The organism is Arthrobacter sp. fls2-241-R2A-200 (assembly GCF_030209745.1).
In the GTDB taxonomy this organism is placed as follows: domain Bacteria; phylum Actinomycetota; class Actinomycetes; order Actinomycetales; family Micrococcaceae; genus Arthrobacter.
The window spans coordinates 406,025-424,990 of record NZ_JARVRJ010000001.1; the positions used below are offsets into that span (position 1 = coordinate 406,025).

14 protein-coding genes are annotated in these 18,966 nt (G+C 64.2%); 2 read left to right on the forward strand and 12 right to left on the reverse strand.

Annotation, left to right across the window (positions count from 1 at the left end; all coding sequences use genetic code 11):
- Nucleotides 1–49 precede the first annotated feature (49 nt).
- The 4 genes from QRN42_RS01850 to QRN42_RS01865 are packed head-to-tail and all read right to left on the reverse strand — an operon-like array spanning nucleotide 50 to nucleotide 5,952.
- Nucleotides 50–781 carry an MBL fold metallo-hydrolase gene (locus QRN42_RS01850; protein ID WP_284977743.1) on the reverse strand — a complete coding sequence of 244 codons (732 nt, stop codon included), beginning with the start codon at nucleotides 779–781 and terminating at the stop codon, nucleotides 50–52.
- Between the two features lie 9 nt (nucleotides 782–790).
- Nucleotides 791–2,356, reverse strand: a complete 1,566-nt coding sequence (locus tag QRN42_RS01855; protein WP_284977745.1) for an FAD-dependent oxidoreductase — start codon at nucleotides 2,354–2,356, stop codon at nucleotides 791–793.
- Nucleotides 2,353–4,527 (reverse strand): molybdopterin oxidoreductase family protein, encoded by a 2,175-nt coding sequence (locus QRN42_RS01860; protein WP_284977747.1) that lies wholly within the window; start codon nucleotides 4,525–4,527, stop codon nucleotides 2,353–2,355. The genes QRN42_RS01855 and QRN42_RS01860 overlap by 4 nt, the downstream gene beginning before the upstream one ends.
- Nucleotides 4,528–5,952, reverse strand: a complete 1,425-nt coding sequence (locus QRN42_RS01865; RefSeq protein ID WP_502869469.1) for an MFS transporter — start codon at nucleotides 5,950–5,952, stop codon at nucleotides 4,528–4,530. It abuts the gene before it with no gap.
- Between the two features lie 293 nt (nucleotides 5,953–6,245).
- On the opposite strand from QRN42_RS01865, the gene QRN42_RS01870 reads away from it, so the two are divergent.
- Nucleotides 6,246–7,655 (forward strand): MFS transporter, encoded by a 1,410-nt coding sequence (locus QRN42_RS01870; RefSeq protein ID WP_284977748.1) that lies wholly within the window; start codon nucleotides 6,246–6,248, stop codon nucleotides 7,653–7,655.
- 113 nt (nucleotides 7,656–7,768) lie between these two features.
- On the opposite strand, the gene QRN42_RS01875 is transcribed toward QRN42_RS01870, so the two are convergent.
- The 8 genes from QRN42_RS01875 to QRN42_RS01910 all read right to left on the reverse strand — a co-directional run bounded on the left by QRN42_RS01875 (nucleotide 7,769) and on the right by QRN42_RS01910 (nucleotide 17,768).
- Entirely contained in the window at nucleotides 7,769–9,637 is a 1,869-nt protein-coding gene (locus tag QRN42_RS01875; protein WP_284977750.1) for an acetyl/propionyl/methylcrotonyl-CoA carboxylase subunit alpha, read from the reverse strand.
- A 60-nt stretch (nucleotides 9,638–9,697) separates the two neighbouring features.
- Entirely contained in the window at nucleotides 9,698–10,369 is a 672-nt protein-coding gene (locus QRN42_RS01880) for a Maf family protein (protein WP_284977752.1), read from the reverse strand.
- A gap of 34 nt (nucleotides 10,370–10,403) precedes the next feature.
- On the reverse strand, nucleotides 10,404–12,929 hold the full coding sequence (locus tag QRN42_RS01885) for an MMPL family transporter (protein WP_284977754.1): 2,526 nt from the start codon (nucleotides 12,927–12,929) through the stop codon (nucleotides 10,404–10,406).
- A gap of 1 nt (nucleotide 12,930) precedes the next feature.
- Nucleotides 12,931–13,662 (reverse strand): TetR family transcriptional regulator, encoded by a 732-nt coding sequence (locus QRN42_RS01890; RefSeq protein ID WP_284977756.1) that lies wholly within the window; start codon nucleotides 13,660–13,662, stop codon nucleotides 12,931–12,933.
- Between the two features lie 58 nt (nucleotides 13,663–13,720).
- On the reverse strand, nucleotides 13,721–14,098 hold the full coding sequence (locus tag QRN42_RS01895) for a YbjQ family protein (RefSeq protein WP_284977758.1): 378 nt from the start codon (nucleotides 14,096–14,098) through the stop codon (nucleotides 13,721–13,723).
- A 90-nt stretch (nucleotides 14,099–14,188) separates the two neighbouring features.
- Complete coding sequence (locus tag QRN42_RS01900; RefSeq protein ID WP_284977760.1) at nucleotides 14,189–15,871, reverse strand: DUF885 domain-containing protein; 1,683 nt, start codon at nucleotides 15,869–15,871, stop codon at nucleotides 14,189–14,191.
- Between the two features lie 62 nt (nucleotides 15,872–15,933).
- Nucleotides 15,934–16,188 carry an acyl-CoA carboxylase epsilon subunit gene (locus QRN42_RS01905; protein ID WP_284977762.1) on the reverse strand — a complete coding sequence of 85 codons (255 nt, stop codon included), beginning with the start codon at nucleotides 16,186–16,188 and terminating at the stop codon, nucleotides 15,934–15,936.
- Nucleotides 16,185–17,768, reverse strand: coding sequence for an acyl-CoA carboxylase subunit beta (locus QRN42_RS01910; protein WP_284977764.1), 1,584 nt, complete (start codon nucleotides 17,766–17,768; stop codon nucleotides 16,185–16,187). Before QRN42_RS01910 ends, QRN42_RS01905 begins: the two co-directional genes overlap by 4 nt.
- 215 nt (nucleotides 17,769–17,983) lie before the next feature.
- Here QRN42_RS01910 and QRN42_RS01915 point away from each other — a divergent pair, with 215 nt between their 5' ends.
- Entirely contained in the window at nucleotides 17,984–18,886 is a 903-nt protein-coding gene (locus QRN42_RS01915; RefSeq protein ID WP_284977766.1) for an SDR family oxidoreductase, read from the forward strand.
- The last annotated feature ends 80 nt before the right edge of the window (nucleotides 18,887–18,966 follow it).

The following is an 18,966-nucleotide window of genomic DNA, read 5'->3' on the forward strand; positions in this document are numbered from 1 at the left end:
CGCACGGCTCATTATGCAGCGAGCCATCGAAACGGGCTCTGCAGGACACCTACGATTGCAAGGCCGCGATGGCCTGGGCCAAGGACATGTGCAATGCAGGACCATGTCCGGGCAGGATCACGTTGGCTTGGATTCCCTGCAAGTGCCGGGCCGATGCCAAGGCCGCGGCCGGGTCCCAGTGGTACATCGTGTGCAGCATCTGTGGCCCGTTCTTGGGGCTGATCGGGTGGCCGCTGACGAACGAATCACCCACAGCGATGGCGTTGGCACCGGGCAGCAACAGAGCAGCGTTGCCGGGTGTATGGCCGGGAAGCAGTATGGCTTCGGGGTTGCCGGGCAGGCTCCGGAGCTGATCTTCGCTCCAGCCTTGGGCTTGCGCGGCGGGCTCCGCCTGCAGGGCCTTGGCCTTGATGACGTGCAGCAACCACCGGAAGACCCGGGGCCGCCACGCCCGAGCCAGGACCTTCTCTACGGTCACTTGGTGCTTTTCTTCGCCGCGGACGTGGGCCAGTTCCTCGGGGGAGCACAGGATGGGGGTGCCATAGGTTCGGGACAGGTAGGCCGCGCAACCGGTATGGTCCACGTGGCCGTGGGTGATGAGCATGGCTTTAGCGTCCGCGGGGTCCAGGCCCAGCCCGCGGATGGATTCCAAGACCAGGTCACGGTCCGCAGGGTATCCGCCGTCGATCAGTATGAAGCCTGAGGCGTCACGGACAATGATCCAGTTGGAGGCAGGCCCCTCCACGAAGTGGACGCCGGGAGCCGGTTCGGAGATGTTCACTCGGGAATTCTAGTGGGCCGCAGTCGCTTGGAAGTGCTTCTCAATGAACCCCTTGATGTCATCATGGCAACTTCCACAGCCTGTGCCCGCGCGGGTGGCCTTGGAGACCTCGGCAACGGACGAGCACCCCTCCAGCACGGAATCCTCAATGCCGGCCGCGCTCACCCCGGCACAACGGCACACCGTCCGCTGGGGATCCTTACTGGTGGCGCCGGCGTCGAGCTGGTCGGGGCCATCCAGACGCAGCAGCAGCGACCGGTCGGCGGGCAACTCCGAGGACCGCTCAAAGAGAAGCACGAGCTCAGCGGCAGTCCGTGGCATGCCCACGGCCACGAACCCTTCGAGCACCCCGCCGCGGGTAGTCATCTTCACGTAGCGGCCGTGCTCGGGATCCGCCCATTGGGAGACCTGCCGGCGCGGGCGGCCGGACGCAGCGCCTGCTTCCAACAATTCCTCGTCCCACGGGTCGGCAAGGTTGTCGCCGGTTACGGCAAGGTCAATGCCCCGGGCCTTCAACATGACGACGCCGGGCTTCTCCTTGGGCAGTGCCTCAAGGGCATCCGCGGCGGACTGTCCATCCCGCGCCAGCACCACGAGGTATTCGGCCAACCATTCCGCCTGGCGCCATCCAGGACCCACTAAACCGGAGGGACCATTTGCCGTTCGGCACTCGACGCAGGAAGCGTCTTGGCAGCGGACTTCAGCGCAGTCGCCGATCGCGAACATGTGGGGCTCGTGGTAGGTCCGGAGGTGGTGGTCCACCAGGATTCCGGTGCCCACAGGAAGGCCACAGCCCTCTGCCAGTTCCATCCGGGGACGGACACCACAGGAGAGCACCAGCAGGTCCCCGTCAATGGCCGAGCCGTCGTCAAGAAGTAAGGCAGAGAACGAACCGCCCGGTCCGGCAGTTTCGACGCCGGTAGAGCGGGCGTTGCCTGCCACGCGCACCCCTCCGGCGCGCAGACTCGCGGTGAGCACGGAGCCGCTGCCGCGGTCGATGCTGCGACCCAAGGGGAAGGGCCCGTTGTGCACCACCGTCGCCTGCGCGCCTTCCTCAGCGGCCGCGAGGGCAGTTTCCAGGCCGAGCACGCCACCGCCCAACACCACTACGCGTTGTCCGGCAGCTACCGCGGAGCGGAGTACCTCGGCGTCGCGAAGGTCCCGGAGGGCAGTGACCCCCACCGGCAGCACAGGTCCGGTGGGGTCGGGATTCAGGCCAGTGAGGTTGGGAACCACGGGACGGGAGCCGGTGGCGAACACTAACCGGTCATAGTGTTCGGAGGTCCCGTCGGCGAGCACCACGTGCTGCCGGGCCCGGTCGATCCGCTTCACCGCCACGCCTAACCGGACGTCGACGCCGTCGGACTCCAAGGCCGAAACCTCGGCCATTGCCAGGGCGTCGGCGGTGGTACGCCCGACGCCGAGCTCGGCCACCATCACGCGGTTGTACGCGGCCTCGGTCTCCTGGCCGACCACAAGCAACCGGACGAGCCCAGTGCGGACGGCGGGGAGCAGATCGTCCACGAGCCGGGCAGCCACCGGCCCGAAGCCCACAACAACAATGCGCTCGCTCATGAAGCCTCCTTGGCGTGCAGCGGCAGTCCTGTTACGGCAAGAACGGCCTCCTTGATGACTGATGCCTTCCGGACCCACGCTCGGCTGGTCTTGAATTCCGGCATCCCTGAGATGGGATCCGTGACCGCTTCGGTGAGGCGGTTGGCGCTCTCCTGGCCGGGGAAATGGAACGGCAGGAAGACGGTGTCCGGCCGAACGGTGGTGCTGAGCTCGGCACGGCAGAGCACTTCGCCCCGCTCGTTGGTCACTGTGACGTAATCGCCGTCGGAAATGTCCCTGCTTGCTGCCGTGCCGGGGTGGATGAGGAGCCTGGCTTGGGGCTGTGCCGCCAACAACTCATCAACCCGGCGGGTCTGGGCGCCGGACTGGTAGTGCTCCAGGAGCCGTCCCGTTGCCAACGCCAGCGACCCATCCGCGAACGACCGCACGCGCTTTGACGGTGTCACCGGAACCATCACGGCCCGGCCGTCCGCGTGGGCGAAGCCGTCCCCAAAGAGCCTTGGCGTGCCGGTGCTCCCCGACGGGTAGGGCCAGTAGGCAGCCTCGCCGCGGTCCAGCATGGCGTAATCGATGCCGGAGTAGTCGGCCAAGCCCCCGGCAGAAGCCAAGCGCAGCTCTTCGAAGACCGTCTCGGGATCATCGCTGAACGTCGAAGGAGCTTCAAGGAGCTTGGCCAGCTGCGCCATGAGCCACAGCTCGTTCCGGACGCCGGGGGGAGGCATCAACGCCCGGCGGCGCCGGATGACGCGGCCCTCAAGGTTGGTGAGCGTCCCTTCTTCCTCGGCCCACTGGGTCACCGGCAGGACCAGGTCGGCCTCGGCGGCGGTCTCGGACAGGAAGAAATCGCAAACCACCAGGAAGTCCAGGCTGCGGAGGCCCTTGGTCACGGCATGGGCGTCAGGAGCGGACACCACCACATTGGCACCGTGCACGAAGAGGCAGCGGACGCCGTCGGGCTGTCCCAGCGACTTCAGAAGTTCGACGGCGGGCAGCCCGGGTCCCGGGATCAGGGACTCGTCGACTCCCCACACCCGGGCGACGTGGGCGCGCGCGGCAGGATCGGTGATTTTGCGGTAACCGGGAAGCTGGTCCGCCTTCTGGCCGTGTTCGCGGCCGCCCTGGCCGTTGCCTTGCCCCGTGAGTGTGCCGTAGCCGCTGCGGGAGGAGCCCGGCAGGCCCAGGAGAAGGCTGAGGTTGATCGCTGCCGTGGCAGTGTCCGTGCCGTCCACGTGCTGCTCCACGCCGCGCCCGCTCAGGATGTAGCTGCCGCCGGTCTTGGCTCCTTGGGCCAGGAGGCGGGCGGTGTCACGGATCAGGTGGGCCGGGACGCCGGTGAGGGACTGGACACGTTCCGGCCAAAAGGTTGCCAAGCTGCGGACGACGGCGGCATACCCTGACGTGCGCGTGGAGATGAAGTCGGGGTCCGTGAGTCCTTCGTGGACCACGACGTGCGAGATGCCCAAAAGGAGCGCCAAATCGGTACCGGGCGTCGGCTGGACGTGGAGGCCGCCGCCGTCGGACGTCAAGGCTGCAGTGGGCGAGCGGCGTGGGTCCACCACAATCAAGCCGCCGGCGTCGCGCGCACCCTGCAAGTGCTGGACGAACGGGGGCATGGTCTCGGCAACATTGGAGCCGAGCATGAGGATCACCGAGGCGGTGTCCAAATCTGCCACCGGGAACGGCAGGCCGCGGTCCACGCCGAACGCGCGGTTGCCCGCAGCTGCTGCCGAGGACATGCAGAAACGGCCGTTGTAGTCGATGCGGGACGTTCGCAACGCCAGCCGGGCGAACTTGCCCAGCATGTACGCTTTCTCGTTGGTGAGGCCGCCTCCGCCGAAGACTCCGACGGCGTCGTTCCCGTACTCGCGCTGGGTGTCTTTGACCGCCGCGGTGATGAGCTGGAGCGCCTGGTCCCAGGAGATCGGCTGGTGGACGCCGTCGGATCCTTTAAGCAGCGGCTCGGTGACCCGGCCGGTGTGATGCAACAACGACGCCGATGTCCAGCCCTTGCGGCACAGCCCGCCCCGGTTGGTGGGAAAGTCGCGCCCGGCAACGTCCAAGATCACAGCCGGCTCCACAGCCGGGCTCGCAGCCTGAGGCTGGGCGGGGGTCAACGTCATGCCGCACTGGAGCGCGCAGTAAGGGCAGTGGGTATCGGCGCCGTTGGGCATCTAGATGTGTCCGATCGTGTTGCGCTTCCGGGCCGGGCGGATGTAGCAGGCCCAACAGACGGCGAGCATCAGGATGTACGCTCCCACGAACCCGTAAAACGCCGGAGTGTACGAGCCGCTGACGGTAGTGGAGGCGTTGAGGACCTGGGGGATCACGAATCCGCCGTAGGCACCGATCGCGGAGATCAACCCGAGTGAGGAAGCTGCCAATCGGGCTGTGGCGGCAGTGCTGGCTCCGGTGCGGGCTGCCCGGCTGGACGTCGCGAAGATGACCGGGATCATGCGATACGTGGCTCCGTTCCCGAAACCGCTGGCTACGAACAGGACCAGGAACAAGGTGAGGAACAACCAGAAGTTCTTCAGCGGTAACGTCCAGATCATGGTGAGGGTGACGATGGCCATGGCGGCGAAGGAGGTGATGGTCATCCTGGCGCCGCCCATGCGGTCCGCCATGCGTCCGCCGTACGGCCGGGCGAGTGAGCCCACCAGTGGGCCCAGGAAGGCCAGTGACAGCGCCACCGCGCCGACGTGGATCGATGAGAAGGCGGGAAAGTAGTCCTTGATCAGCTTGGGGAACACACCGGCGAAGCCAATGAAGGAGCCAAAAGTGCCGATGTACAGGAATGCCATGACCCACAAGTGCGGTTCCTTGAGGGCGGCGAGGGAACCTGCAACATCTCCCTTGGCACTGGTGAGGTTATTCATGTACCGGTAGGCCCCAAACGCAGCCACCACGATCAACGGAATCCAGATCAATCCGGCGATGGGAAGGTTCACAGTTCCCGCCGCGAGCAACGTGACGGCGATAGGCACGATCAACTGCGCGACGGCGGCACCCAGGTTTCCGCCGGCGGCGTTCAGTCCCAATGCCCAGCCCTTTTCGCGAGCGGGGTAGAAGAAGGTGATGTTCGCCATCGAGCTGGCGAAGTTCCCGCCGCCGAAACCGGCGAGGGCTGCAACCAAGAGCATGACACCGAACGGGGTTGCGGGGTTGGATACACAGATAGCCAGGCCTGTTGTGGGGATCAGCAGGAGGAGGGCCGAGACGATGGTCCAGTTGCGGCCACCGAACCGGGGAACCATGAAGGTGTAGGGGATGCGCAGTGTCGCACCCACCAGGCTGGGGATGGAGATGAGCCAGAAGATCTGGTTGGTATCGAACCTGAACCCGGCTGCCGGGAGTTGGACCACCACGATGGACCAGAGCTGCCAGACTACGAAGCCGAGGAATTCGGCGAAGATGGACCACGAGAGATTGCGTTTGGCGATGGACCTGCCTTCGGTCTCCCACTGGTGCGTGTTCTCGGCATCCCAGTTGGCGATCCAGCGGCCGGGGCGGTGTTCAAGGCCTGCCGTGGGAGCTATGGGGCGGTCTTCTACGGTGGGAGCTGAGGTGCGGTCTTCTACGGTGGGGTCAACGGTCACGGAGTGCCTCCTTGGTGGGGGACGTTGTCCTTCCACGCTAGGTTTGGCGCATTTCGCGGACGGTCGATGTTTGTAAACGTGCTGTGACATTCCCCTATCCGGGCTTTCACGGCAGCGTGAGGCGGTGGTGAGGTTGACGGTCAACGACCAAGCGATGAGACTTTCGGGCGCGTCCGCATAGTGGACCTGTTTGTCCAACGAGTGGACGGCGGGAACTATTATTGAACTCTCGAATAATCCTTCGCCGTGCAAGCTCTTCGGAGCATCGGCGCGTGAACGAAAGCTGCCACTACATGTCTTCCACCGCTATCTCGAAGGAGGGCGAGTCCACCCAACCCGTGAACTCACGGGGCCGGGTCATCTTCGCCAGCCTCATCGGCACATCCATCGAGTTCTACGACTTCTACGTCTACGCCACTGCCGCGGTTCTGGTGTTCCCCAAGCTGTTCTTCCCCACCGCGGACGAAACCACGCAGCTCCTGAGCTCGTTTGCCGTCTTCGGCGTAGCGTTCATCGCCCGTCCCCTCGGATCCATTATTTTCGGCCACTTCGGTGACAAGTTCGGCCGTAAGGGCACCTTGGTGGCTTCTTTGCTCACCATGGGTATTGCCACGTTCCTCATCGGCTGCCTGCCCACGGCGCAGGTTGCCGGGTGGACGTTCCTGGCCCCGATCCTGCTGGTGGTCCTGCGTTTCGCGCAGGGGCTGGCTTTGGGTGGCGAATGGAGCGGCGCGGCCCTCCTGGCCACGGAGAACGCGCCCGCCAACAAGCGGGCCATCTACGGGACGTTCCCGCAGCTCGGCGCTCCCATCGGGTTCATCCTGGCGAACGTCATCTTCCTGGTGTTCAGCTACACGCTGACGCCGGCGGCGTTTGCCGCCTGGGGCTGGCGTGTACCTTTCCTTCTTAGCTCCGTCATGGTGGTCCTGGGCTTGTATGTCCGCCTCAAGCTCATCGAGACCCCTGCCTTCACCAAGGTGGTCGAGTCCAACGAGGTAGCCAAGCTGCCCATCGGCCAGGTCTTCAAAAAGAGCTGGCGCCAGCTCATCCTGGGCACCTTCATCATGCTCGCAACCTACGTGCTGTTCTACCTCATGACCACCTTCACGCTGACGTACGGCACCAAGCCCACCTTGGCGGGCGCGCAGGCTGCGGCGGTCAAGGCGGGTAAGCCAATGACGGAGGCCGCTTCGGCTGCCTTTGTTCCGGGCTTGGGCTTTACCCGCAATGAATTCCTCTGGATGCTGATCGCCGGAGTGGTCTTCTTCGGTATCTTCACCTTGGTCGCCGGGCCGCTCGCGGAGAAATTCGGGCGCCGAAAGACGCTGATCGCGGTCACGGCCGGGATCTTCGTATTCGGCCTGCTCTTCGTCCCGTTCTTCGCTGGCGGCTTCGCGGGAACCATGGCCTTGCTCATCGTTGGCTTCACACTGATGGGTTTGACCTTCGGCCCCATGGGCGCGCTCCTGCCCGAGCTGTTCCCCACCAACGTCCGCTACACAGGCTCGGCCGTGAGCTACAACGTCTCCAGCATTCTTGGTGCGGCCGTGGCCCCGTTCATCGCTGTGTGGCTGTGGGAACTCGGTAAGGGCAGCACCGTGCTGGTAGGTGTGTACTTGAGCGCCATGGCAGTTCTGACGCTCATTGCGCTGTTCCTGTCCAAAGAAACCAAGCACACGGACTACGAGAACAACGTGGCCTAACGCTTCTGGATCACCAGCTGCCAAGAACCAGCTGCTAGAGAACCAGCTGCTAAGGAACAAAGTCGGCCCCGCACTAAACGGTGCGGGGCCGACGTCGTAATGCGTGCTTGGTCTTAGTCTTCGATAGTTGCGATCACTGCACCGGCGGCGACCGTCTGCCCGGCGGCGGCTGCGAGTCCCCGCACTGTTCCTGCCCGGTGGGCTGTGAGGGGTTGCTCCATCTTCATGGCCTCAAGCACCACGATCAGATCACCCTCGGCCACAACGTCGCCCTCCGCAGCAGCCACTTTGACGATGGTGCCCTGCATGGGCGACGTGAGCGCGTTGCCGCCGGCGGCAGCCGCTGCGGGCCCGGCGGAACGGGAGCGCTTCTTTGACTTGCCGGCTTTGGCGCTTGTTCCACTTCCCGACACTGCGATGCTGCCGCCGAGACCCGACGGCAGGACGACCTCAAGGCGCTTGCCGCCGACCTCGACGACGACGCGCTGGCGCTCGCCGACGTCGGCCGCTTCCGTGGGGGTGCCCGCGGACCAGGCCGGAATGTGGTTGACGAACTCGGTCTCGATCCACCGGGTGTGGACGGTGAACGGTCCCTCCGCAGGAGCGAACGCAGGGTCCGTGACCACGGCAAGGTCGAAGGGGATCACCGTGGGGATACCCTCAACCACCATTTCCTCAAGCGCCCGGCGCGAACGCTGGAGGGCCTGCTCGCGGGTGGCGCCGGTGACAATGAGCTTGGAGAGCATGGAATCGAAGTTGCCGCTGATGACATCGCCCTGCTCCACGCCGGAGTCGATGCGTACGCCGGGTCCCGTGGGGTTCTTCAAGGCGCTGATGGTTCCCGGTGCTGGCATGAAGTTCCGGCCCGGGTCCTCCCCGGTGATCCGGAATTCGATGGAGTGGCCGCGAACCTCGGGGTCGTCGTAGCCGAGTGCTTCACCACGGGCGATGCGGAACTGCTCCCGGACCAGGTCTATGCCAGTCACTTCCTCGGAAACACAGTGCTCCACCTGGAGCCGTGTGTTGACCTCAAGGAAGGAGATGGTGCCGTCTTGGCCCACCAGGAACTCGCAGGTTCCGGCACCAAGATAGTTGGCTTCTTTGAGGATCGCTTTGGAGGACTCGTAGAGGCGTTTGACCTGTTCTTCGCTCAGGTAGGGTGCCGGGGCTTCCTCGACGAGTTTCTGGTTTCGGCGCTGCAGCGAGCAGTCACGCGTGGAAACCACAACAACGTTGCCGAAGGAGTCTGCCAGGCATTGGGTTTCAACATGGCGCGGAGCATCCAGGAAGCGTTCTATGAAGCATTCCCCGCGGCCGAAAGCCGCCGTGGCTTCACGGACAGCGGACTCGTAGAGCTCGGGAATTTCATCCATGGTCCGGGCTACCTTGATGCCGCGTCCGCCGCCGCCAAAGGCAGCTTTGATTGCCACGGGCAGCCCGAATTCTTCGGCAAACTTCAGGATCTCGTCCGCGGATTCCACAGGGTCCGCAGTGCCGGGGACCAGCGGGGCGCCCACCTTTTCGGCGATGTGCCGGGCTTGGACTTTGTCTCCCAACGCGGAGATCGCCTCGGGGGAGGGGCCGATCCAGGTGATGCCGGCGTCGATGACCTTCGCTGCAAACTCAGCGTTTTCGGCGAGGAATCCGTAGCCGGGGTGGATGGAGTCTGCGCCGGATTGCTTGGCGGCGTCGATGATCTTGTCCATCACCAAGTACGATTCGGCTGCCGTGTTGCCGCCCAATGCGTACGCTTCGTCGGCGAGGCGGACGTGCAGGGCGTCGCGGTCCGGGTCTGCGTAGACGGCGACGGAGGCGAGGCCCTCGTCCCGGGCAGCTCGGATGATGCGCACCGCGATCTCGCCGCGGTTGGCTATCAAGACCTTGGTAACAGGGCTGGAAATGGGCTGCGCCGGGTTAGCTGACAAGTTGTTGACTCCTTCTGTCCTTGAGGAGCCTAGCGCGATTGTGAGGGTTCCGCCCATATTGATGGGGGATTCCGTGTGTGAGGCGTTGTTCCTTTGTAGGGTTGCTACAAAGTGGTTCTACGCGTTGCCCGCTTGCCACAGGTCCGTGATGGGCACGTTGGCGTGGCCCAGCAGGTCCCGGAGCGTGGAGATGGAAAGCCCGACGACGGCGTGCGGGTCGCCGTCTACCTTGCGGATGAAGGCGCCTCCCAGGCCGTCAATGGTGAACGACCCCGCACAGTGAAGGGGTTCCCCGGTGGCGATGTAGGCATCGATTTCGTTTTCGTTCATTTGGGTGAAGTGGACCTCGGCGCTGGAAACAGCCCCAACGGTGGCGCCCGTTCCCTCGGGTGCGCCGTGTTCGGCGTCGTCCTCATCTGCCTCTGCCGCCGTGTCCCGACAATCGACCAACCAATGCCCGGTGTGCAAGACGCCTTGGGACCCGCTCATTCGCAGCATCCGCTCGCGGGCTACGTCTGCCGTGTAGGGCTTGCCGTGTGATTCGCCGTCGAACTCGAAGACCGAGTCGCAACCGATCACCAAGGCGCCGTCCGATTCGGGCAACGCGGCTACGGCTTCTGCCTTGGCGCGGGCCAGAAGCAGTGCGGTATCGTGCGCGTCGGTCACGCCGTACTTGGCCTGCACCGCGTCCTCGTCCACGTCAGATACAAGGACCTCATGCTCGATGCCCGCTTCGGTGAGCAGCTTGGTGCGGGCGGGGGACTGGGAGGCGAGAATCAATCGGGTCACGCCTCCACCCTAACGTCCCGGGCCCGCATCCGGGCTAGTGGACTAGTTCCTCCGAGCCCGCCTTCGCGCGGTCCGAACGGTCCAGCTTGGCACCTTCGACGTCCACGTCCGGCAGGATGCCCGAGAGCCACTTCGGCAGCCACCAGGCTTTTTCGCCCAGCAGGTACATCACTGCCGGGACCAGCGTCATCCGGACCACGAAGGCGTCAACAAGCACACCGAATGCCATGGCAAAACCGAGCGGACGCACCATGGTGAGGTGGCTGAAGATGAAGCCGGAGAACACGCTGACCATGATGATCGCGGCGGCAGTGACAACAGCTGCGGCGTGGCTGAATCCGGACCGGACAGCATGCTTGGCCGATTCCCCGTGCATGAATGCTTCACGCATGCCCGAGGTGATGAACACCTGGTAGTCCATAGCGAGGCCGAACAGCACACCGATCAGGATGATCGGCAGGAAGCTCAGCACGGCGCCCGGGTTCGGGACATCGAAGATCCCGCCGAGCCAGCCCCACTGGTAAACGGCAACAACGGCACCAAACGCGGCAGCCAGGGACAGCAGGAATCCGCCGGTAGCAAGCAAAGGCACCACGATGGAGCGGAAGACCAGCAAAAGCAGGATCAGCGAGAGCCCGACGACGATTGCGAGGTAGGGCGGCAGGGCTGCCCCAAGCTTGGCTGAGACGTCGATGTTTCCGGCCGTCTGCCCGGTGAGGCCAATGGTGACCCCGAGGTTCTTGCGGATGTCGGCGCCCTTTGCCCGCACCTCGGAGACCACCTGGACCGTGCTGGCACTTGCCGGACCATCCTTCGGAATCACCTGGAACGCGGCAGTCCTGTGGTCATCGCTCAGGGCAAACGGGACCGCTGCGGTGACGTTTGGGACAGCGCGCAGCTGGTCGGCGACGTCGTATTGTTTGATCTTGGCGTCGTTCTCGTTCAAGCCTTCGGGGAACTCGGCCACCACCACGATGGGGCCGGTGACGCCTTCACCAAAGCTCGTACGGGTCAGGTCGTAGGCCTTGAACGCCTGCGACTCCACCGGCTCGGACCCGCCGTCGGGCAGTGCCAGCCGCAGCTGGGACGCAGGTAGCGCCACCGCCCCGAGCAGGACGATGCTGGCTACCAGCGAAACCCACGGGTGTCGCGTCACCATGCCGCCCCAGCCGCCGCTGCTGCGCTTCTCTTCGCGCGCGCGGTCAGCGGCCTGGTAACCGGGTTCAGCATGGTGCTTCGTGGCTTTCGCCCATGCCCGTTTCGAGATGATCCTGCGTCCGATCATCGCCAGAACGGCGGGGGTCAGGGTCAGGGCGACGACGACGGCGACCGCGACTGTCGCTGCGGCAGCAACACCCATGACGGCGAGGAACGGCAATCCCGGCACCACAAGGGCGGCCAGCGCGATGATCACGGTGAGGCCGGCGAACAACACGGCGTTACCCGACGTGCCTGTGGCAAGGGCCGCCGATTCCTCGGGATCCATGCCGGCAAGGAGTTGCGTGCGGTGGCGGTTGACGATGAAGAGCGAGTAGTCAATGCCCACGGCAAGGCCCAACATCAGGGCAAGCATGGGGGAGATCGAACTCATGTCGATCACGCCAGTCAATGCGAAGGTACCGCCCACGCCCACGGCAACGCCGATCAGGGCCATCACCAGCGGCAATCCGGCAGCAACTAGCGTCCCGAGCATGAGGATGAGGACGAGGGCCGCCACTGCGACGCCCACAATCTCGGCAATTCCGAAGATCTCCGAGACGTCCTCGGTGATTTCCTTGCTCGCATACGCAGTAACGCCGGCTGACGAGACCCCGTGGACGATGTCCTGGACTTGCTGGCGGACCGCTGGGTCAACGGCGTTGATGGATGTTTTGAACTGCACTTGGGCAATCGCGGCCCTGTTGTCCTCGGAGACGAACCGCAGGTCCTTCGAAGCATCGAGTTGCCGCTTGGCCAGTGCGAGGGTGGTGGCGCCGTCGGCAGCTTGCTTGGTCCCGGCGTCGAGCTTTGCCTTAACGGCGTCCAGTTGGGCGCGTTGCGCGGCAAGCTGGGCATCAATTTGCGCCTGGGGGAGGCCGGCGGCGGCCATCTGCTGTTGGGCAGCGGTGAGTTGGGCCTCGCCCGCGGTCAGTTGGGCTCGGGCGGTGTCCAACTGTGCCTGCCCTTGTGCGGCTTTGGCCTGGCCCGCGGCGAGGTCACTCCCGGCCTTGGCCAACTGCTCCTGGCTGGTGAAGGGGTTGATGGTCCCTTGGACGGCAGGCAACGTTTGGAGTTTGGTCAGCGCTGCGGCAACGGCGTCTTTCTTCGCCGGATCGAATCCGGCTGTTCCGGCGTCGAAAACTACTGTGGCCGAGCCGCCCGAAGACTTGGGCAGGGCGTCCTTGAGCTTGTCCGCCATCTTCTGGGTTTCTGTCCCCGGAATGGTGAAGTTGTTTGACATGGCGCCGTGGAACGCAGCGGCTGAACCGCCCACGGCAACCAGGACCACCAGCCATAGGGAGATGACAAGCCAGTGGCGGCGATACGAAAATTTGCCGAGGCGGTAGAGGAACGAGGCCATGTCAGAACCGATCTTTGGTGGTTGGAACAGAGGATGGGGCTTGTGCGGCCGCCGCTGGGCGGAAAACGTCCGACGGCGGTGCGAAGCCCGCCCCCAGGAGGCCCATGGCGTCGATGAGGTGCTGCCGGAGCGCCGCGAGGGACTTGGCGGACAGATCAGGGCCATGTTCCGTGAACCACACGGTCATGGCTGCTTTTCCGCACGCAATCACCGAGCCGGCCAGCGCATGGAGGTAGAGCTCGCTGATTCCCGGCCCCAGCCTGCTGCGTGCTGCATCGATTATTTGTCCGGTGCAGTGATCCCAGGCTTCGAGCTCTGACCTGGCCAGCGAGCGGTTGTCTTGGGTGAGGGTGAACAATTCGGCCATGGGAGCCACGGACATGGGATCCGCCAACGCCATCAGGGCATGTTGGGCGGATTCGAGAATGGACTCCTCGGCGGGCCGAAGCCGGAATTGTTCCAGCGCGTGGTCCATGAATCCGTCAGCCACGGACGCCAAGGAGGCCTCGAGGGTGGGGAAGTAATTGAAGAAGGTCCGCCGGGACACGCCCGCGGCAGCCGCTATGTCTTCAACGGTGAAATTGCCCGCGCCATTGGTACGCAGCAGCTCCAGGGCGGCCGAAGCGATGGAACTGCGCGTGGCGGCCTTGTTGAGTTCACGGCGCGACGGAGCCGCGAAGTCGGCTGGCTCGTCAGGGTTGTCGGAGGAAGAGCGGACGCTGGGGGAAGTCACATACTTACACTAAGTGCAACTTTGCACTGTGCGCAACTGAATCGGGCAGAAGGCTTGCTCAGGCAGGCGGCTTGCTGAGGAATATTGACTGCCCGGTGGCACCAGGCTCGCCTTCAGCCAAGGGCAACACGTACACGGCCGTGCCGTAGGCGCACACTTCGGTCCAATTGTTGCCCATCTCGGAAGTGTCGAACCGCATGGCGACAATGGCATTGGCTCCGCGCTGCTGTGCCTCAGTGACCATGCGTGCCATCACTTCCTGGCGGCTCTCGTAGAGGGCTTTGGTCATTTCGGGAAGCTCGCCGCCACCGAGGGAGCGGAAGCCGGCCAGCATCTGGGAGCCGATATCCCGGGAACGGACGGTGAGGCCCATGACTTCGCCGAAGACGGCGTCAATGCGATGGCCAGGGATTTCATTCGAGGTGACAATCAACATGCCCCGAGCCTACCCACCATCACGCCAGAATCTGCACGTTAACGCGGAAATCCCCGGGGAAACTCCCCGGGGATTTCCTGCCCTACACCCTTAGCCGAGCAACGCCCGCCGCAACACGTCCAAACCTACTGAACCGATGTTGAGGGCCTTGCTGTGGAAGGTCTTCAGGTCGAAGCCTTCACGGCTCGAAAGCTCTGCTCGGATCTGTTCCCACAGCCGCTGCCCCACCTTGTAGGACGGCGCTTGCCCGGGCCATCCGAGGTACCGGTTGAATTCGAACTGAAGCTGGCCTTCGCTGATGTCCAGGTTCGCTTTGAGGAAATCGAAGCCCTTTTCCGGGGTCCAGGTTCCGGTGCCCCAACGCCCCGGGATGGGCAGCTCCAAATGGACGCCGATATCGAAGACCACCCGGGCCGCGCGCATTCGCTGGCCATCGAGCATGCCCATGTGGTCGCCGGGATCTTTGAGGTAACCCAGTTCCAGCATGAGCTGCTCAGCGTACAGGGCCCACCCTTCGCCATGGCCCGAAACCCAGCACACGTTCCGGCGCCAGTTGTTGAGCAGTTCACGGCGGTAGGTTGCGGTGGCAACTTGGAGATGGTGGCCCGGGACTCCTTCATGGAACACCGTGGTGGTTTCGGCCCAGGTGGTAAAGGTGTCTTCGCCTGCCGGAACCGACCACCACATGCGCCCGGGCCGGGAGAAATCATCCGACGGGCCGGTGTAGTAGATGCCGCCCTCATCCGTCGGGGCGATCCTGCATTCAAGTGTCTTCATGACGTCGGGAATATCGAAGTGGACGTCGGAAAGTTCGGCCACGGCGCGGTCTGAGAGTCCCTGCATCCAGGCTTTCAGGGCGTCGGTGCCCTTGAGTTGCCGGGCGGGATCGTTGTTGAGGATCCTCTTGGCTTCCTCGATGCTTGCACCGGGCAGGATCTGTGCTGCTACCTTTTCCTGCTCGCCAATGAGCCGTTCAAGCTCCTGCACGCCCCAGGCGTAGGTTTCTTCCAAGTCCACCTCGGCCCCAAGAAATGACCGGGAAGACAACGCATACCGTTCGCGTCCCACAGCGTCCTTGGCCGGGGCGGCAGGAAGGAGCACGTCCCGCAGGAACGTAGCCAGCGCAGCGTATGCCTCACGGGCTTGGCGCGTTCCGGCGTCGAGCTTGTCCTGCAGTTCACTGGGAAGCGGTGCGCCCTCCAGGGTGGCGCCGGCGGCCAATTTGGCGAAGAAGCCATCGTCTGCGGCGTAGCGCTCGGCCTGCTCAATCACTATGCCGACCTGGCGGCGGGCGGCCACCTTGCCGCCCTGCTTCGCGGAGCGGAGTGATTCGATGTAACCGTCGATCGCGCCCGGAACGTTGGCCGCACGGCCTGCCTGATGTTCCCAGTGCTCGTAGCTGTCGGTGGGCATGAGGTCAAAGACGGCGCGAATGTCCTGGGCGGGTGACGCTATGTTGTTCAGGTCCGCGGCGTCCCAGCCGGAGTCGTGAATCTCAAGCTCCAGCCCCAGCCGTTCCCGCATGGCGTCCAAGGTGACGACGTCGGTTTCGTCGGTAGGCTGCAGAGCCGCCAAGGCGTCCAGCGCGGAGCGCGTTGCCCGGGCGTGTTCCTCGGCGCCGGCGGGGGAGTAATCGGGGTATTCGGTTTCGTGCCCCGGAAGTCCCAGCGTGGTGGCGAAGCTTGGATTGAGCTCGATCAGCTTATCCGTATAGGAGTTGGCTACGTCGTCGATGGCCGTGGCGGGGCGAGCGGGGATGTTTGGAGTAGTCACCCCCAGAGCCTAACCGCGCGGGCTTCTATGTGAAAGGGTTGCTGAACTCTTGGACGGCAGCCCTAACCGCGGCTACGCTTCCACGCACCCGGGCCGGGTGTCGGGTCCAACCGCAGCTGCTGCCGGCGGACCCAGTGCCTTTGCGTTGGGGGCGCAGCCGCTGCCTCTTGCTCCCCACCCAAGGACAGTACGACGGCGGCCAGCGCCGCGAGCTCTTCGGCGGACGGTTCACCCTTGACCACCGTGAACAGAGGTTCGACGGCGACCGTGTCCGCGGCCTGCTCCGAACCCTGGCGGGGGGCCTGATCCGCACTCACAGCGGGATGTTCCCGTGCTTTTTGGTGGGCAGGCTCGCGCGCTTGTCGCGAAGTGCGCGAAGGCCACGGATGATCTGCAGGCGAGTGTCCGATGGTGCGATGACAGCGTCGACATAGCCCAGCTGGGCTGCCTGGTAGGGGTTGAGCAACTCTTCCTCGTAACCCTGGATGATTTCGGCGCGCTTGGCTTCGACATCCCCACCGGCCTCGGCAACTGCTGCCAAATCGCGGCGGTAGAGGATATTCACTGCCCCCTGGGCGCCCATGACGCCGATTTGGGCGGTGGGCCAGGCGAGGTTGAGGTCGGCTCCGAGCTTCTTGGAGCCCATCACGATGTAGGCGCCACCGTACGCCTTGCGGGTGATCACGGTGAGCTTGGGGACCGTAGCCTCCGCGTAGGCATACAGGAGCTTGGCGCCGCGGCGGATAATGCCTTGGAATTCCTGGTCTTTGCCGGGAAGGAAGCCCGGAACATCAACAAGGGTAAGGATGGGGACGTTGAAAGCGTCGCAGTGCCGGACGAACCGGGCGGCTTTTTCCGAGGCGGAGATGTCCAATGTGCCAGCGAACTGCATGGGCTGGTTGGCCACGATGCCAACAGTGTGGCCTTCCACGCGACCGTAACCGATGATCACGTTGGGAGCGTACAGGGATTGCATCTCCAGGAAGTGGGCATCGTCCACGATCTGCTCGATGACCTTGCGCATGTCATAGGGCTGGTTGGCCGAATCGGGGATCAACGCGTCCAGGGCGAGGTCGCCGTCGTTGAGTTCCAGTTCCTGGTCGTGCTCTGTGAGGGGAGCCTCGGACAGGTTGTTCGACGGCAGGAAATCCAGCAACTCACGCACGAACTCGATCGCATCCGCTTCGTCGGACGCCAGATAGGTGGAGGTGCCCGTGGTGGCATTGTGCTGCCGTGCGCCTCCCAGGGTCTCCATGTCCACGTCCTCGCCGGTGACGGTCTTGATCACGTCCGGTCCGGTGATGAACATGTGCGAGGTCTTATCCACCATCACCACGTAATCAGTGAGGGCGGGGGAGTACGCAGCGCCGCCCGCGCACGGCCCCATGATGAGGGAAATCTGCGGGACCACGCCGGAGGCATGGACGTTGTTGCGGAAGATGTCCGCGAACATGGCCAAGGAAGCGACGCCTTCCTGGATGCGCGCGCCACCGCCGTCGTTAATTCCTACAACCGGGCAACCGTTGCGGAGGGCGAACTCCTGGACTTTGACGATCTTTTCGCCGTTGACCTGGCTCAGTGAGCCGCCATAAACGCTGAAGTCCTGGCTGTAGATGGCGATGAGGCGCCCATCAACGGTGCCATACCCCGAGACAACTCCATCGCCGAGCGGCTTCTTCTTTTCCATGCCGAAAGCCGTGGAACGGTGGACTGCCAGGGCGTCGAACTCGACGAACGAATCGGGATCCACCAGCAGGTCGATGCGCTCGCGGGCGGTGTTCTTGCCCCGTGCGTGCTGCTTCTCGATCGCTTCCGGGCCGGAAGGCTGCTGGGCACGGCCCTGGCGGTCGCGGAAGTCGGCAATCTTTCCCGCTGTCGTTGTCAGATCGTGGCTCATCAAGTGTCTCCGGCTCTGTAGCTGATGGTCGCTGGCGCAATTCGTTGCAGGACAGCAGCCACTTTAAGTAGCTTCCGTACAAAGAACAGGCCTCGATGGCCAGTCTAGTAACGCATTTGCCGCGAACCGCTGTAGAAACCCTACAATTTTCCGGGCCTCAGCCAAAGAAACAACTATGTTACCCGCGAGTAACATAGTTGAGTTAGAGTGTCACCATGACTTCCAGCAATGACTCTTCCGCCACGGCCGGAATGAACCCGGCGAGCACCAAGAGCCCTTACGTGGCAACGGGTTCGCTCAAGGGCAGGACCATCCTCATGTCCGGCGGGAGCCGGGGGATCGGCCTGGCCATCGCCATGCGTGCCGCCCGCGACGGCGCGAACATCGTGCTCATGGCAAAGACCGGTCAACCGCATCCCAAGCTGGAGGGAACCGTCTTCAGCGCAGCCGAACAACTCGCAGCTGCAGGCGGCCAAGCGTTGCCGTTGGTCGGGGATGTGCGCAACGACGAGGACGTCGCGGCCGCCGTTGCCGCTGCCGTCGAGCGTTTCGGAGGCATCGACGTCGTAATTAATAACGCCTCTGCGATCGACCTGTCCCGAACCGATGCTGTGGACATGAAGCGCTATGACCTCATGCAGGACATCAACGTGCGCGGCACATTCCTGCTGTCCAAGCTCGCCTTGCCGGCCTTGCGTGAAGCGGGCGCGCGCTCGGGCCGCGCCCACATCCTTACGTTGTCCCCGCCTTTGAACCTTGACCCCAAGTGGGCGGGTATGCACCTTGCGTACACGATGGCCAAGTACGGGATGAGCCTGACCACGCTGGGGCTCGCCGAGGAACTGAAGGACGACGCCGTATCGGTCAACTCCCTGTGGCCATGCACCCTCATCGATACGGCCGCGATCCGCAACATGCCGGGAGGAGCGCAGATCGTCCAGGCCGCGCGCGGGCCGGAGATCATGGCAGACGCCGCCCACGCCATCCTGACCGGCGGCGCAGCAACGGGGAACTTCTATACAGATGAACAGGTGCTGCGGGCCGCGGGTGTCACGGACTTCGCTCCGTACAGCCTTGGAGTCCCGGAAGACCGACTGGTGCCGGACATCTTCCTTTAGTAAAACCGAACACCGGCGGTCCCCAACCGGCTAATTAGTGGAGTTCTATGGGCGGCGCAAGGCTGCGACTGGCTAAGATT